Origin of the sequence: Burkholderia sp. HAN2018 (assembly GCF_024704855.1) — a bacterium.
Lineage (GTDB): Bacteria > Pseudomonadota > Gammaproteobacteria > Burkholderiales > Burkholderiaceae > Burkholderia > Burkholderia cepacia.
Window position 1 is genome coordinate 1 of sequence record NZ_QOBB01000187.1, and the last position, 14,537, is coordinate 14,537.

16 protein-coding genes are annotated in these 14,537 nt (G+C 68.1%); 3 read left to right on the top strand and 13 right to left on the bottom strand.

Translation table 11 applies throughout. The features are described from left to right. On the bottom strand, positions 1–617 hold a 617-nt coding region (locus DPV74_RS31505; RefSeq protein WP_162923187.1), incomplete at its 3' end, for a glycosyltransferase family 2 protein. 235 nt (positions 618–852) lie between these two features. On the opposite strand from DPV74_RS31505, the gene msbA reads away from it, so the two are divergent. Together msbA and DPV74_RS31515 are read left to right on the top strand one after the other, a co-directional pair. Continuing rightward, positions 853–2,604, top strand: a complete 1,752-nt coding sequence (msbA, locus tag DPV74_RS31510) for a lipid A export permease/ATP-binding protein MsbA (protein ID WP_034195746.1) — start codon at positions 853–855, stop codon at positions 2,602–2,604. A 94-nt stretch (positions 2,605–2,698) separates the two neighbouring features. Beyond that, a complete protein-coding gene (locus DPV74_RS31515) occupies positions 2,699–3,079 on the top strand; it encodes an RcnB family protein (RefSeq protein WP_060319521.1) in 381 nt (126 codons plus the stop codon). Between the two features lie 56 nt (positions 3,080–3,135). Here the strand turns inward: DPV74_RS31515 and DPV74_RS31520 are convergent, their stop codons facing one another. The 4 genes from DPV74_RS31520 to DPV74_RS31535 all read right to left on the bottom strand — a co-directional run bounded on the left by DPV74_RS31520 (position 3,136) and on the right by DPV74_RS31535 (position 6,604). Then, on the bottom strand, positions 3,136–3,702 hold the full coding sequence (locus tag DPV74_RS31520; RefSeq protein WP_027786826.1) for an aromatic acid exporter family protein: 567 nt from the start codon (positions 3,700–3,702) through the stop codon (positions 3,136–3,138). A gap of 41 nt (positions 3,703–3,743) precedes the next feature. Then, on the bottom strand, positions 3,744–5,012 hold the full coding sequence (locus DPV74_RS31525) for an MFS transporter (protein ID WP_059697953.1): 1,269 nt from the start codon (positions 5,010–5,012) through the stop codon (positions 3,744–3,746). Next, a complete protein-coding gene (locus DPV74_RS31530; RefSeq protein WP_060193435.1) occupies positions 5,009–5,971 on the bottom strand; it encodes a PRC-barrel domain-containing protein in 963 nt (320 codons plus the stop codon). Before DPV74_RS31530 ends, DPV74_RS31525 begins: the two co-directional genes overlap by 4 nt. Before the next feature lie 297 nt (positions 5,972–6,268). Next, the gene (locus DPV74_RS31535; protein ID WP_027786829.1) at positions 6,269–6,604 is read right to left on the bottom strand and encodes a YggL family protein; all 336 of its coding nucleotides are present in this window, start codon (positions 6,602–6,604) and stop codon (positions 6,269–6,271) included. A 332-nt stretch (positions 6,605–6,936) separates the two neighbouring features. Here DPV74_RS31535 and DPV74_RS31540 point away from each other — a divergent pair, with 332 nt between their 5' ends. Beyond that, positions 6,937–7,317 carry a DUF1493 family protein gene (locus DPV74_RS31540; protein ID WP_119338606.1) on the top strand — a complete coding sequence of 127 codons (381 nt, stop codon included), beginning with the start codon at positions 6,937–6,939 and terminating at the stop codon, positions 7,315–7,317. A gap of 17 nt (positions 7,318–7,334) precedes the next feature. Here DPV74_RS31540 and rng read toward each other — a convergent pair whose 3' ends face one another. The 8 genes from rng to DPV74_RS31580 all read right to left on the bottom strand — a co-directional run bounded on the left by rng (position 7,335) and on the right by DPV74_RS31580 (position 14,336). Continuing rightward, positions 7,335–8,804 (bottom strand): ribonuclease G, encoded by a 1,470-nt coding sequence (gene rng, locus DPV74_RS31545; protein WP_021161094.1) that lies wholly within the window; start codon positions 8,802–8,804, stop codon positions 7,335–7,337. An 8-nt stretch (positions 8,805–8,812) separates the two neighbouring features. After that, positions 8,813–9,445: a nucleoside triphosphate pyrophosphatase gene (locus DPV74_RS31550; RefSeq protein WP_119338605.1), complete on the bottom strand. Its 633-nt coding sequence runs from the start codon at positions 9,443–9,445 to the stop codon at positions 8,813–8,815. A 51-nt stretch (positions 9,446–9,496) separates the two neighbouring features. Continuing rightward, positions 9,497–9,967, bottom strand: coding sequence for a 23S rRNA (pseudouridine(1915)-N(3))-methyltransferase RlmH (gene rlmH, locus DPV74_RS31555; protein WP_006484265.1), 471 nt, complete (start codon positions 9,965–9,967; stop codon positions 9,497–9,499). Positions 9,968–9,992: 25 nt separating this feature from the next. Further along, positions 9,993–10,439, bottom strand: a complete 447-nt coding sequence (gene rsfS, locus DPV74_RS31560) for a ribosome silencing factor (RefSeq protein ID WP_027786832.1) — start codon at positions 10,437–10,439, stop codon at positions 9,993–9,995. Positions 10,440–10,443: 4 nt separating this feature from the next. Further along, entirely contained in the window at positions 10,444–11,145 is a 702-nt protein-coding gene (locus DPV74_RS31565; protein WP_060193461.1) for a nicotinate-nucleotide adenylyltransferase, read from the bottom strand. A gap of 41 nt (positions 11,146–11,186) precedes the next feature. Further along, positions 11,187–12,107 (bottom strand): oxygen-dependent coproporphyrinogen oxidase, encoded by a 921-nt coding sequence (gene hemF, locus DPV74_RS31570; protein WP_060319523.1) that lies wholly within the window; start codon positions 12,105–12,107, stop codon positions 11,187–11,189. A gap of 118 nt (positions 12,108–12,225) precedes the next feature. Continuing rightward, on the bottom strand, positions 12,226–13,503 hold the full coding sequence (gene purD, locus DPV74_RS31575; RefSeq protein WP_021161100.1) for a phosphoribosylamine--glycine ligase: 1,278 nt from the start codon (positions 13,501–13,503) through the stop codon (positions 12,226–12,228). Positions 13,504–13,607: 104 nt separating this feature from the next. After that, positions 13,608–14,336, bottom strand: coding sequence for a YebC/PmpR family DNA-binding transcriptional regulator (locus tag DPV74_RS31580; RefSeq protein WP_011352741.1), 729 nt, complete (start codon positions 14,334–14,336; stop codon positions 13,608–13,610). Positions 14,337–14,537: the final 201 nt, after the last annotated feature.

Here is a 14,537-nt window from a genome sequence, read left to right on the forward strand (position 1 = left end):
CCGCGCGCGAGCGCCTTGCCGAAGCCGCCGCGCTGGCCGGCTGCGCGGCGCTGGCGCGCGCCGGCCGTCGAATACGCGTCGAGCTTGCGCACGACGGTTTCGAAATCCTCGTACGAGTAGTGCATCAGCTTGCCGGACAGGCGCTGCGCCGCGCCATCGAACACGAGGCGCTCGTGCACGAGATCGTCCGAGAAGCGCGCGCAGCCGCGTCGGAACAGGCGCGGCACCCAGTCCGGATACCAGCCGCTGTGATGGATCCACTGGCCGCAGAAGCTGGACAGCCGGTCGACCGCATAGACCTGCGCGCTCGGTGTGCGGATCGTGTCGCGGATCGACTGCGCGAGTTCAGGCGTGACGACTTCGTCGGTATCGAGGGACAGGATCCAGTCGGTGTCGAGCGCGTCGAGCGCGCGGTTCTTCTGCGGGCCGAAGCCCGGCCAGTCGCGCTCGACGATCACGCGCGCGCCGTGCGCCTGCGCGATCGCGACGGTATCGTCGGTGCTGCCGCCGTCGATGACGACGACGTCGTCGGCGAACGACAGCGCGGCAAGGCACTGCGCAAGCCGCGCGGACGCGTTGAGGGCGATGAGGGCGACGCCGAGGGAGGGTTCAGCCATGAAATCGTCGGAAAGGCGGAGAAAACGGTGAGCGGCAGTATACCCGCGGGCCGGCCGCCGGCCGCGTCGGCCCTGCGTCGGCCATGACCGTGCCCGCCGGGGCGGTGCGGCTATAATGTTGAGCCCTTTTCGGCACCCGCCCGACAGGGGCGACCTCCCGGGCGGCCATGCCCGGGCGCCGCTTCGCGGCTCAAGAAGGATTGCCTTGGAAACCCAGAACACTCTTCGCAAACCGATGGACGGCACGGGCACCTCGCCCGTGACGGTCCTCAAGCGCCTGTGGCCGTACATCCGGCCGCTGATCGGCATCGTGGTGCTCGCCGTGATGACGATGGGCGTCGTCGCGGCCACCGAGGCCGGTATCCCGGCGCTGCTCAAGCCGCTCCTCGACCACGGCTTCGGCGCGCACGGCAGCGACCGTGCGAAATGGTACGTGCCGATCGCGGTGATCGGCCTCGCGCTCGTGCGCGGCGTGTCCCAGTACACGTCGAATTACCTGCTCAACTACGTATCGAACCGCATCCTGCTGCAACTGCGGCTCGAGATGTTCCAGCGGATGATCCATACCGGCGCGTCGTTCTTCCAGCGCGAAACCGCGAGCACGGTGATCAACGCGATCGTGTTCGAGGTCAACCAGATCCTGTCGGTGCTGACGGGCGTGATGGTCACGCTGGTGCGCGATTCGCTGACGGTGATCTTCCTGCTCGGCTACCTGTTCTACCTGAACTGGCGGCTCACGCTGATCGTCGCGGTGATCCTGCCGGGCATCGGCTGGCTCGTCAGCAAGATCAACCGCCGCCTGCGCCGCCTGAACCGCGAGCACCAGACGCTGACCAACGAGCTGTCGTACATCGTCGAGGAGACGGTCGGCGGCTACAAGGTCGTCAAGGTGCACAACGGCGAAGCGTACGAGATCGACCGCTTCACGCAGATGAGCAAGCGCCTGCGCGGCTACGCGATGCGCATGACGGTTTCCGGCGGTCTCGCCCAGCCGCTCACGCAGTTCCTCGCGTCGATCGCGCTCGCGGTCGTGATCACGATCGCGGTCGTGCAGTCGTCGAACGACCAGACGACGGTCGGCGGCTTCGTCGCGTTCGTCACGTCGATGCTGCTGGTGATCTCGCCGCTCAAGCACCTGATCGACGTCAACCAGCCGCTGCAGCGCGGAATGACGGCCGCCGAGCTGATCTTCGGGCTGATCGACGAGCCGGCCGAGCCGCAGGGCGGCGGCCGGCTGTTGCCGCATGCGCGCGGCGAGATCGAATTCCGCAACGTGTCGTTCGACTACGGCGCGACCGAGCGGCCGACGCTCGACCGCATCTCGTTCAAGGTCGCGCCGGGTGAAATGATTGCGCTCGCAGGGCCGTCCGGCAGCGGCAAGACGACGCTCGTGAACCTGCTGCCGCGCTTCTTCGACCCGACCGACGGCGCGATCCTGGTCGACGGCGTGCCGGTGGCCGACTACGACCTTCACGCGCTGCGCGGCCAGATGGCGATGGTCAGCCAGGACGTCGTGCTGTTCAACGACACGATCGCCGCGAACGTCGCGTACGGGCAGACGCCCGACCGCGCGCGCGTGCAGGCCGCGCTCGAGGCCGCGAACCTCGCCGATGCGGTCGCCGCGATGCCCGACGGGCTCGACACGCTCGTCGGCGGCAACGGGATGCGGCTGTCCGGCGGCCAGCGCCAGCGGCTCGCGATTGCGCGTGCGATCTACAAGGACGCGCCGATCCTGATTCTCGACGAAGCGACGTCGGCGCTCGACTCGGAATCGGAGCGCCACGTGCAGGCCGCGCTCGAACGGCTGATGGAAGGCCGCACGACGCTTGTGATCGCGCACCGGCTGTCGACGATCGAGCGCGCAGACCGCATCCTCGTGCTCGAGGCCGGCAAGATCGTCGAAGAGGGCAGCCACGACGAATTGCTGCGCCACGGCGGCCTCTACGCGCACCTGCACCGGATCCAGTACCAGCAGCAGGCGGCGTAACGCGCGGTTACGTAGCCGCGCGATACCGTGTGCTAGTCTTCATCGGGCAGTTCGAGTGGTTTCGTTCGACGTGACGACACGGAGGGAACGCACGATGAAGAAGATGCACGGGATGATGCTGGCCGCGGTGATCGCGGCGGGTTTCGCCGCACCGGCCGCGATGGCGCAGGACCACGACAACCACCACGATCAGGGCGGCCACGGCATGCAGCACGGCCACGGCCCGAAACACATGCCGCCCGGCCAGATGCGTCATGAGGACGACGTGCCGCCGCGCTGGGCCGACCAGCCGCGCCGCGAGTGGCACAAGGGCGACCGGCTTCCCCCCGAGTTCCGCGATCGCCAGTACGTGATCGACGACTGGCGCGGCTATCACCTGAGCCCGCCGCCGCGCGGCTATCAATGGGTCGGCGTCGGCGGGGATCACCTGCTGGTGCAGATCGGTTCCGGCATCGTGCTGCGGATCGGCGGCTGACCTTGCCGATCGTCCGGCGCGTATCGCGATGCCGCGATGCGCGCCGGGCAGCCGCGTCACTTTGCCGCTGCGTGGCGGAACCAGCGGCGCTCGATTCTCGACATCACCCAGCACACGCCCAGCGCACACACGGTGCCGAGCGTCACTTCACCGAGCCGCATCAGCGGAACGTCCCACAGCGGGCCGTTGCCCGGAAACAGCAGCACGATCGTCGCGGTTACGCCGCCGAGCCGTGCCGCGCTGCCGACGTTCAGACACCAGCAGCACACGATCACGACCGCGACGGTAATCGCATACGCGACGAGGCGGTCGCCGCCGAGTGCCGCGCCGGCGAAGCCGAGCACGCCGCCGACCATCGCGCCGATGAACTGGTCGCGCGACAGCGACATCGTGTCCGAGTAGTTGTGCTGCGTGACGGCGATCGCGGTGATCGCCGCCCACACGGCCTGCTCGGTATGCATCGCGCGGCCGATCACGTAGGCGAGGCATGCGCTGCACACGGCCTGCAGCGCCATCAGTCCGCCTTGCGCGAGCCGTTCGCTGAATGACAGCCCCTTGAACAGATCGAAGATCGACTGCTGGATCTGCTGGCGGGCTTCGTTGAGTGTCCTGATCGTATCCATCATGCGTTGACCTGGAAGCGGGTAGCGGCGGCGCGCGGGCGTCAGTGCGCCTGTTCGGGCGACGCGGCGGCCGGTTCGTCGGCTGCCGCGTCGCCGTTCTCGACGCGCGTTTCGGGCATCACGAGCCAGACCAGCAGCACGGCCAGCGCACCGGCGCCCGCGAGCCCGAAGAAGCTGACGGCATTCCCGAAATGATCGGCGACGTAGCCGGCAGCCGCGGTGCTGAGCGTCGCGCCGATCCCGGCCGCGAGCCCGAACAGCCCGATGCACAGGTTGTAGCGGCCCTTGCCGCCCGCGACGTCGGCCGCGATCAGCGGCAGCATCACGCCGAACACGGCGGCGCTGATGCCGTCGAGCATCTGCACCGGCACCAGCAGGTACGGGCTGCTCACGCCCGCGAACAACAGCGCGCGCACCGGCAGCGCGGAGAAGCCGAGCAGCAGGATCGGCCGGCGCCCCCAGCGCTGCGCGGAGCGGCCGACCCACGGCGACAGCATCGCGACGATCGCCTGCGGCACGATGATGCACGCGGCGATCACGAGCTGCACGTTCTCGCCCATCCCGGCCGTGACCTCACCGGCCGCGAGGTTCAGCATCGCCGCGTTCGACAGGTGGAACAGCACGACGCACGCCGCGAAGATCAGCATCCGGCGGTCGCGCAGCAGTTCGAGCAGTGTCTCGCGTTCGCCGGCTTCGTCGCGGTCGCCGTGGTCGTCGGGCTTCGACGATTGCGGGATCACTTCGTGGGTCGGCTGGATCATCGCGAGTGCGAACAGCGCGGGCAGCGCCAGCACGGCGGTCAGCCAGAACACCGCACGCGCGGAGAAGTATTCGCCGGTGAGCCCCATCAGGCCCGCCGCGACCGCGCTGCCGATCGATGCCCAGCGCGCATTGCGGCCGAGCCGGTCGCCGAGGTCGGCGCGGCCGACGAGCGAGAACGAGATCGCGGCCATCGCCGGCACGAGCATGCAGCTCGCGAAACCGTGGAACACCTCGGCGGCGATCACCGGCACGATCGTCGGGCTCGACGCGAGCAGCACCGCGGACAGGATGATGGCCGCGATCGCCCACGCGGCCGCGCCTTTCTTGTTCTTCAGCGCATCGACGGCCGCGCCGCCCGGCACCTGGCTGACCATCGCGCTGATCGTGCCGATCGACAGCACCATGCCGATCTCGCCCTGCGTCCACTTGTGCGACGCGAGGTAGGACGCGATGAACGGACCGAACCCTGTTTGAACGTTTGCAACGAAGAAGTTGAGCCAGTCGAGGGACCGGAGACTGCGTACGCTGACGGAATGCTTGATCGTCATCGGGTCGCACTCGCAGACGAAGCCGGTGCCGGGGCAACGGGCGGGTAGACCGCGACGATCGGCTTGTCGGCCGCGTAGGGCGGCGACGCCTTGATCTGTGCGTCGTTCAGGTCGAGCTGCGGACGCAGTGCCTTGTCGCGCGTGACGAAGCGCAGCGCGCCCCAGCTCGCGGCGATCGAACGGCGGTCGGTATTGACGAGCCCGCCGAGGTCGAGCACGACAGCCTGCGGCTGCGACGCGCGGTCGATCAGCACGTCGACGATGCGGCCGATCTTCGTGCCGTTCGGGCGCTCGACGTCGCTGTCGAGCAATGGCAGGCGCGTCGCGGGCGAGGCCGCGGCCGAACCTGACAGCGGCACGGCCTTGGGCCGCGCGGCCGGCGGCAGGTCGCCCGACGGCACGTCGAGCACGATCGGCTCCTGTTTGCCGCCCGGCGTGAAGCGGAACACGTTCCACGGGAAGATGACCTTGCGGTCGCCGACGCCCATGAAGCCCTGCAGGTTGACGACCATCTCGCGCGGCTTGCCGCTCGCGTCGGTCACCATGTCGACCGCGCGGCCGATCACCTTGCCGTTGCGGCGCGCGACTTCGCTGTCGAGCAGCGCATGGATCTGCGTGCGGTCGAGCGGGCGCGTCGCGACGATCGGCGCGGGCGGAGGCGGCGGCGGAGTCGGCGATTCGGGGCGCTGCACGGGCTTCGGCCGCGTGACTTCGCGGTGCGGCTTTTTCGGCGCTTCCGGCCCTTCCGGCTGCGTCGGCGCCGGCACGGGCGGCATCGTCAGCGGTTCGCCGGCGGTTTCCTGGACGGGCTCGACGAGCGCCTCGCTGATCGGCGCGGGCGGATTCTGGACCGGCAGCAGCCCGCAGCCGGACAGCAGCGCGGCGGCGGCGAGAATCAGGAAGACCGTCGAGGACGGCAACGACTTGCGGGATGCGGGAAACGGAAGTCCGCCGCTCATTGACACTCACTCCATGGGTCGGGGGCGGCCCGAGGGCACGCGGCTGGCGATGGATGGCGGGTGCGGGCGGCGCACCACGCGAGGGGAGATTTTAACGTGTCTTCCTTTCAGGGCCGATTTCGACGGCTTGCTGGAGGCGGACTGTCGGGAAAAGGTAGGGATCGGCGGCGGTCGCGTCGCCGTGGGGCGACGGGGAGGCGACCGGTCGAGGGGCCGTGCGCATGGGTGCCGGCCCGGCCTGCCGCCGTCATGGCGGGCAGGCGCGGGCGCTGCATGAAAGCAGGGGGAAACCGGGCGTCAGGCTTCCGGGTACCACGCGTCGGAGAATTCGCTGACCTGCACGTCGGTCAGTTCCGGACGGGCGGCGAGCCAACCGCGCACGAGTTCGCGATCGGCGTCGGTCGTCGTGCCGCGCGGTGCGCCGGAGATCACGTACGCGCCGATGCCTTCGTCCGCCGACGCGACGGTCAGCAGACCGTTCGCTTCGACGAAGTCGATGAACGCGTCGATCAGTTGGCCGCGTTCGAGGTCGGTCAGTTCGTTGCGGTAGTGCGCGGTTGCGTTGAACGCGAGTTCCTGGAATTCGCCGATGTGGAGTTTCTTGCGCTGGCGGCGGTTGTGGCCTTGGCTCATGGTGTGTGGTGAGTGAATGAGAGGGGAATGGATCGTGCGGCCGGAGGCGGCAGCGAAAGGATGACGCATGGCGCCGTCTCGATCGCGTGTCATCGCGGAGGCGATCGTGAAACCATTCGTGAACATTGACGCGATGGGCGTTTCGTGATGCGGCTTGGCCCGGCGGCTCATCGCGCGCATGACCGAATGATACAGGGACGGCGGACTGCCTCGGCTTTGCTATGGTCGGCGGCTACTCGAACGACAACGAGGGTCGCATGTCGGACGATCGCAATGCGTTCATTGGACGTATCGATCTCGAGGCGGGCGGCCTGTTTTTCCGGTGTTCTGAAATGCCGACCGATACGTGGGAAAAGCCGGCCGCATTCACGCGCGAAGAACTGGGTCGCCCGTTGTTCGGCGGCGAACAGAAGATCGCTCCGTCGTCACGCCTCGAAGAGGATCTGTATGTGACCGGAATCGACGCAATCGAATTTATCGACAAGTGGGCCGAAACGTTTGGCGTGCCGGCCGGCGATTTTCCCTGCGGCCGCTATTTCGGCCCGGAGGAACAGGATAGGGTGACGACGTTTCTCGCGATGTTTTCCGAGCGTTATCGCAAACCACCGCGCGTGTCGTTGACGCTCGGCATGCTGGAGGAAGCGATGCGGCTCGGCCGTTGGGACAGCAATGCGATCGAGCCGGCCGCAACGCTAACCGCTCACACGAAATAACCGAACTCGAACGGCCGTTACATCAGCACGATGTCGTATTGCTCCTGGCTCAAATTCGACTCCACCTGCAGCGACACCGGCTTGCCGATGAAGTCGATCAGCATCGCGAGATGTTGCGATTCCTCATCGAGGAACAGGTCGATCACCTGCTGCGCGGCGATCACGCGGAATTCGCGCGGGTTGAATTGCCGCGACTCACGCAGGATCTCGCGCAGGATGTCGTAGCACACGGTACGCGACGTTTTCACTTGGCCCTTGCCCTGGCAGGTCGGGCACGGTTCGCACAGCACGTGCGCGAGCGATTCGCGGGTGCGCTTGCGCGTCATCTCGACGAGCCCGAGCTGCGAGAAGCCGTTGACCGTCACGCGCGTGCGGTCGCGCGACAGCGCCTTCTTCAGCTCGGACAGCACCGCGTCGCGATGCTCGGCGTTCTCCATGTCGATGAAGTCGATGATGATGATCCCGCCGAGGTTGCGCAGCCGCAGCTGCCGCGCGATCGTGTGCGCGGCCTCGAGGTTGGTCTTGAAGATCGTGTCGTCGAAGTTGCGCGCACCGACGTAACCGCCCGTGTTCACGTCGATCGTCGTCATCGCCTCGGTCTGGTCGATCATCAGGTAGCCGCCCGACTTCAGGTCGACACGGCGCGACAGTGCGCGCTGGATCTCCGTCTCGATGTTGTACAGGTCGAACAGCGGCCGTTCGCCCGTGTAGTGGTGCAGCTTCGGGCTCACGGCCGGCGTGAACTCGGCCGCGAATTCGGACAGGCGCTGGTAGGTCTCGCGCGAATCGACCTGGATGCGCGTCGTGTCGTCGTTCGCGAAATCGCGCAGCACGCGCTGCGCGAGATCGAGATCCTGGTACAGCAGGCTCGTCGCCGGCAGCCGCTGCGCCTGCCCGACGATCGTCGCCCACGTCTTGCGCAGGTACGTGACGTCGCCGGCGAGTTCGTCGGAGGTCGCATCCTCGGCGATCGTGCGCACGATGTAGCCGCCTTTCTCGTCCGGCGGGATCACGGCGGTCAGCCGCGCACGCACGGCCTCGCGCTCGGCCTCGCTCTCGATCTTCTGCGAGATGCCGATATGCGGCTCCTGCGGCAGGTAGACGAGCGTGCGGCCCGCGATGCTGACCTGCGTCGACAGCCGGGCGCCTTTCGTGCCGATCGGATCCTTGATCACCTGGACCATCAGCGTCTGGCCCTCGAACACGGTCTTTTCGATCGGCTGGTGCGGCGTGCCCGACTGCGGCTCGCCCGCGAGGCGCGGATGCCAGATGTCGGCGACGTGCAGGAACGCCGCGCGCTCGAGGCCGATGTCGATGAATGCCGACTGCATGCCGGGCAGCACGCGCACGACCTTGCCGAGATAGATATTGCCGACCCGCCCGCGCGACAGCGTGCGCTCGACGTGAAGCTCCTGCACCGCGCCTTGCTGGACGAGTGCGACCCGCGTTTCCTGCGGCGTGAGGTTGATCAGGATTTCTTCGTTCATGGTGGGATTCAGAAGGCGACACGCGCGGCGCGCAACAGCGCCGCGGTTTCAAAAAGGGGCAGACCCATGATACCTGAATGGGAACCGTCGATTCGCTCGATGAACTCGGCGGCGCGCCCCTGGATCGCGTACGCGCCGGCCTTGCCGAACGGCTCGCCCGATTCGACGTAGCGTGCATACGCATCGCGCGACGCGGCCGCGAAGCGCACCGACGAGCGCGACAGCGCGGGCGGCAGCAGTTGGCCGTCGGCATCGATCACGGCGACGGCCGTCAGCACTTCGTGTTCGCGGCCCGCGAGGCGGGTGAGCATCGCGAGCGCGTCGTCGGCGTCGGCCGGCTTGCCGAGGATCGCGCCGTCGATCGTGACGGTCGTATCGGCGACCAGCACCGGCGAAGCCGGCTTGCCGCTCGCGACGAGGCGCGCACGCGCGGCCTCGGCCTTGGCGACGGTCACGCGCCGGACGTAGGCATCGGCGGTTTCGCCGGGCAGTTCGGCCTCGAGCGCCTCGGCGTCCTCGTCGGGGCGCGGCAGCAGCAGCTCGAAGCGTACGCCGATCTGCTGCAGCAGCTCCTGGCGGCGCGGGCTTTGTGAAGCGAGGTAAAGGGTGGGGAAAAGTGCGGGGGACGTGCTGGACGGCATGGTGTCGTTATCTCGGTGAGCGCGCGAGGCGCGCGTCTCGAGGACGACACGTCATGCGCGGTGGTAGGGGTGATTCTGCGTGATGCTCCACGCCCGGTAAAGCTGTTCGGCGAGCAGCACGCGCACCATCCCGTGCGGCAGCGTCATGCTCGAGATGCGCAGCAGCACGTCGGCACGTGCTTTCAGTTCCGGATCGAGCCCGTCGGCACCGCCGATCACGAACGCGACGTCGCGGCCGTCCTGCTGCCAGCCGGGCAGCGCCTGCGCGAGCTGCATCGTGGTCCAGTCGCGGCCGCGCTCGTCGAGCGCGACGAGGCGCGCGCCCTTCGGCAACGCGGCCTCGATCTTCTGCCGCTCGGCCGCCATCACGCTCTCGGCGCTGCGGCCGCCCGAACGCAGTTCGGGCTTGATCTCGCGCAACTCGATGCGCAGTTCCGGCGGCATCCGCTTCGTGTATTCGTCGAAGCCGGACGCGATCCAGCCCGGCATCTTGTGGCCGACCGCAAGAATGAAAAGCTTCATCGGGAGACGCGTAACGACTCGGGGCTCAACGGCGGCGGGCGGCCGTCTTGCGCGCCGGGCGTGCGGGCGCGGCTTCTTCCTCGTCCTCGTCGCCTTCGCTGGCCGTGGCGAAGCCGTTCCCCTTGCCGCCGCCGAGCTTCATCCGCACGGGCTTGTCGCCCCAGATTTCCTCGAGGTTGTAGTACTGGCGCAGGGCCGGCTGCAGGATGTGCACGACCGCGTCGCCGCAGTCGACGAGCACCCATTCGCCGGTGTCTTCGCCTTCGGAGCTGACGATGTCGCCGCCGGCTTCCTTGACCTTGTCACGCACGCTCGACGCGAGGGCCTTGGTCTGGCGGTTGGAGGTGCCCGAAGCGACGACCACGCGGTCGAACAGTTCGGTCAGGTGGCTGGTGTTGAACACCTTGATGTCTTGCGCCTTGACGTCTTCGAGGGCGTCGACGATCACGCGCTGCAGTTTGCGAATATCCATGGATTCAGGAATGGTAGAGGCGATGTTGAAGAATATAGGCCCATACGGCGGCCGGCACATGCTCGGCCGATGCGTCGGGCATTTGCGCATGGCGCGCGATGCATTCGCGCAGGTGTGCGCGGATGTCGGTCGCGGCGATGTCGAACGAAAGGGTCGTATCGATCAGCAGGTGCCCGCCCGGTGTGGCCTTCAGCACGTCGGCGCCGGCCTGCCGCGCGGCGATTTCCCGCGCGACGTCCGGCGGCGCCGCGCCGAGATCGAAGCCCGGGCGCGTCGACACGCAGATGTGCGCGTAGTCGAACAGCGTGCGCCAGTCGCGCCACGTGTCGAGGCGCACGAGCTGGTCGGCGCCGATCAGCAGCGACAGCGACGCGTCCGGGCCGATCCGCGCGCGCCAGCGCGCGAGCGTCTCGACCGTGTAGGTCGGGCCGGCGTGCTCGATCTCGTCGGTGGCGACGGTCACGGTCACGCCCGGCAGGGACAGCGAGCCGGCGGCCGCGCGGGTCATCGCGAGCCGATGCTCGGCGGCCGACACGTCGCGCTTCTGGTACGGCTGCCCGGCGGGCAGCAGCACGAGTTCGGTCAGGCCGAGCAGCCCGGCGAACCGGCGCGCGAGCGCGAGATGGCCGTCGTGGATCGGGTCGAAAGTGCCGCCCAGCAGGCCGATACGACGCGGCAGCGGGGCGGGGCGGGCGATGGTGTCCAGAAAAACGTGTCCTGTTCTTGGGGCGGCGGGGCGCGGCGGGCTCAGACCCAGTCGCGCGGCACGAGGAACTCGCTCAGGCGCGCTTCCGGCGAGCCCGGCTCGGGCTGCCAGTTGTAGCGCCAGTTCGCGACCGGCGGCATCGACATCAGGATCGATTCGGTCCGGCCGCCGCTTTGCAGGCCGAACAGCGTGCCGCGGTCGAACACGAGATTGAATTCGACGTAGCGGCCGCGCCGGTAAGCCTGGAAGTCGCGCTCGCGCTCGCCGTACGGCAGCGCGGCACGACGCTCGACGATCGGCAGGTACGCGTTCAGGAACGCGTCGCCGACGCCTTGCATCATCTCAAACGAGCGTTCGAATCCGGGCTCGGAGAAATCGTCGAAGAAGATCCCGCCGACGCCGCGCGTCTCGTTGCGGTGCTTCAGGAAGAAATACTCGTCGCACCACGTCTTGAAACGCGGATAAAGCTCGGCGCCGAACGGATCGAGCGCGTCCTTGCAGGTCTGGTGGAAATGCCGCGCGTCGTCCTCGAACGGATAAACCGGTGTCAGATCCATTCCGCCGCCGAACCAGAAGACCGGCGCCTCGCCGGGTTTCGTCGCGATCAGCATCCGCACGTTCATGTGCACGGTCGGGCAGTACGGATTGCGCGGGTGCAGCACCAGCGACACGCCGAGCGCCTCGAAGCCGCGGCCGGCCAGCTGCGGACGCGCGGCGCTCGCCGACGGCGGCAGCGCGTCGCCCGCGACGTCGGAAAAACCGATCCCCGCGCGCTCGAACACGCGGCCGCCTTCGAGAATCCGCGTGCAGCCGCCGCCGCGCAGGCGCTCTTGCGGCCCGCGCTGCCACGCATCGGTCGCGAGCGGCGTGCCGTCGAGCGCACCGAGCGCGTCGGCGATGCGTGTCTGCAGGCCCTGGAGGTACGTGCGCACGCGCGTCACGTCGTAGGTCGAATCGGTCATGTCTGGACTGGGTGCCCCCGTGCGAAGCGGGGGCCGTAAAAAAGGCATCTGCCGGGCATTCTATCGAACCCCGGCAGAGGACCCGCCGCCGCGCGAGGGCGGGGCGGCGGTTGCAACGTTACGCGCTCTTGCGGTTGAGCGCGCGGAAGCCGATGTCGCGGCGGTACTGCATGCCTTCGAAATTGATCTGGTTGATCGTGTCGTACGCATGCTGCTGCGCTTCGCGCACCGAATCGGCGAGGCCGACCACGCACAGCACGCGGCCGCCGGACGTCGTCAGCTTGTCGCCGTCGAGCGTCGTGCCCGCATGGAACGTGACTGCCTGTTCGGTCTCGGCCGGGATCCCGTTGATGCGGTCGCCCTTGCGCGGCGCGTCCGGATAACCGTGCGCGGCCAGCACGACGCCGAGCGCGGTGCGGCGGTCCCAGTCGAGCTCGACCGTGTCGAGCGTGCCCGCGATCGCCTGCTCGACGACCTTCGAGAAATCGCTCTTCAGGCGCGCCATGATCGGCTGCGTTTCCGGGTCGCCCATCCGGCAGTTGAACTCGAGCGTGCGCGGATTGCCTTCCTTGTCGATCATCAGGCCCGCATACAGGAAGCCCGTGAAGCGGATGCCGTCCTTCTCCATCCCGCGCACGGTCGGCATGATGATCTCGCGCATCACGCGTGCGTGCATCTGCGGCGTGACGATCGGCGCGGGCGAATACGCGCCCATGCCGCCGGTGTTCGGGCCGCGATCCTCGTCGAGCAGGCGCTTGTGGTCCTGGCTCGAAGCCAGCGCCAGCGCGTGCTTGCCGTCGACCATCACGATGAAGCTGGCTTCCTCGCCGTCGAGGAATTCCTCGATCACGACGCGCGCGCCGGCGTCGCCCAGCTTGTTGCCCGACAGCATCATGTCGACGGCCTGATGCGCTTCTTCCAGCGTCATCGCGACGACGACACCCTTGCCGGCCGCGAGGCCGTCGGCCTTCACGACGATCGGCGCACCCTTCGCGTCGATGTACGCGTGCGCGGCGGCGACGTCGGAGAACGTTTCGTACTCGGCGGTCGGGATGCCGTGGCGCTTCATGAACGCCTTCGCGAAATCCTTCGAGCTTTCGAGCTGCGCGGCTTCGCGGGTCGGGCCGAAGACCTTCAGGCCGCGTGCGCGGAACAGGTTGACGATACCGGCCGCGAGCGGCGCTTCCGGCCCGACGAGCGTGAACGCGACGCCTTCGCTTTCCGCGAAATCGGCGAGTTCGTCGAGCGCCGTGATGTCGACGTTCTTCAGACGCTCGTCCTGTGCCGTGCCGCCATTGCCGGGCGCGACGTAGACCATCTGGACGCGCGGCGACTGCGCGAGCTTCCACGCCAGCGCATGTTCGCGGCCGCCGGAACCGACGACGAGTAGTTTCATGGGATTCCCCGCAGACTAGAAAACAGGGCGGCCGGCACGCTCAGGCGCGCCGGCCGCGGATTCGATCGGGCCGCCGCCGCAACGCGTGCGCGGCGGCCGGCATCTCATTCCTCGACGATGACGGCGTTCGTATACACGTCCTGCACGTCGTCGAGGTTCTCGAGGGCGTCCAGGAGCTTCTGCATCTTCGCTGCGTCGTCGCCGGTGAATTCGACTTCGTTCTGCGGCTTCATCGTCACTTCGGCGAGCTCGGCCTTGAAGCCGCCGGCTTCGAGCGCGTCCTTCACCGCCGAGAATGCCTGCCAGTCGCACAGCACTTCGATCGAGCCGTCGTCGTTCGTGTTCACGTCGTTCGCGCCGGCTTCGAGCGCGGCTTCCATCAGCGCGTCTTCCGACGTGCCGGGGGCGAACAGGAACTGGCCGACGTGATCGAACATGAACGCGACCGAGCCGTCGGTGCCCATGTTGCCGCCGAACTTCGAGAACGCGTGGCGGACTTCCGCGACCGTGCGGGTGCGGTTGTCGGTCAGCGTGTCGACGATGATCGCCGCGCCGCTGATGCCGTAGCCTTCGTAACGGATTTCCTCGTAGTTCGCGCCGTCCGCGCCGCCGACGCCGCGATCGATCGCGCGCTTGACGTTGTCCTTCGGCATGTTCGCGTCGGCCGCCTTGTCGACCGCCAGACGCAGGCGCGGGTTCGAGTTGACGTCGCCGCCGCCGAGGCGCGCCGCGACCTGGATTTCCTTGATCAGGCGGGTCCAGATCTTGCCGCGCTTCGCGTCGGCCGCTGCCTTCTTATGCTTGATGTTGGCCCATTTCGAATGACCAGCCATACCTTTCTCCGTGCCCGGGCGCGCAGCGCGGGCGATTGTTTCAATGTGTCGTTGAGTCGGCGGCCGTGTCGGCGGGCATGAAGCCGCGGGGCCGCGCGTGTCGAGTGGATCGAGATTTTATCACGCGGCGACCGCCGGATCGGGGCCGCCGCGCATGGCCGAACGGCCGGGTGGGCCGCCGCGAGCCGGGCCGCGCGCCGC

Coding starts and splice junctions, on each gene's coding strand:
- DPV74_RS31580 (WP_011352741.1), bottom strand. CDS start 14,336: ATGGCTGGTCATTCGAAATGGGCCAACATCAAGCATAAGAAGGCAGCG.
- rsfS (WP_027786832.1), bottom strand. CDS start 10,439: ATGGATATTCGCAAACTGCAGCGCGTGATCGTCGACGCCCTCGAAGAC.
- hemF (WP_060319523.1), bottom strand. CDS start 12,107: ATGACCGATTCGACCTACGACGTGACGCGCGTGCGCACGTACCTCCAG.
- DPV74_RS31550 (WP_119338605.1), bottom strand. CDS start 9,445: ATGCCGTCCAGCACGTCCCCCGCACTTTTCCCCACCCTTTACCTCGCT.
- DPV74_RS31540 (WP_119338606.1), top strand. CDS start 6,937: ATGCCGACCGATACGTGGGAAAAGCCGGCCGCATTCACGCGCGAAGAA.
- DPV74_RS31525 (WP_059697953.1), bottom strand. CDS start 5,012: ATGACGATCAAGCATTCCGTCAGCGTACGCAGTCTCCGGTCCCTCGAC.
- DPV74_RS31515 (WP_060319521.1), top strand. CDS start 2,699: ATGAAGAAGATGCACGGGATGATGCTGGCCGCGGTGATCGCGGCGGGT.
- rlmH (WP_006484265.1), bottom strand. CDS start 9,967: ATGAAGCTTTTCATTCTTGCGGTCGGCCACAAGATGCCGGGCTGGATC.
- purD (WP_021161100.1), bottom strand. CDS start 13,503: ATGAAACTACTCGTCGTCGGTTCCGGCGGCCGCGAACATGCGCTGGCG.
- DPV74_RS31535 (WP_027786829.1), bottom strand. CDS start 6,604: ATGAGCCAAGGCCACAACCGCCGCCAGCGCAAGAAACTCCACATCGGC.
- DPV74_RS31530 (WP_060193435.1), bottom strand. CDS start 5,971: ATGAGCGGCGGACTTCCGTTTCCCGCATCCCGCAAGTCGTTGCCGTCC.
- rng (WP_021161094.1), bottom strand. CDS start 8,804: ATGAACGAAGAAATCCTGATCAACCTCACGCCGCAGGAAACGCGGGTC.
- msbA (WP_034195746.1), top strand. CDS start 853: ATGGACGGCACGGGCACCTCGCCCGTGACGGTCCTCAAGCGCCTGTGG.
- DPV74_RS31520 (WP_027786826.1), bottom strand. CDS start 3,702: ATGGATACGATCAGGACACTCAACGAAGCCCGCCAGCAGATCCAGCAG.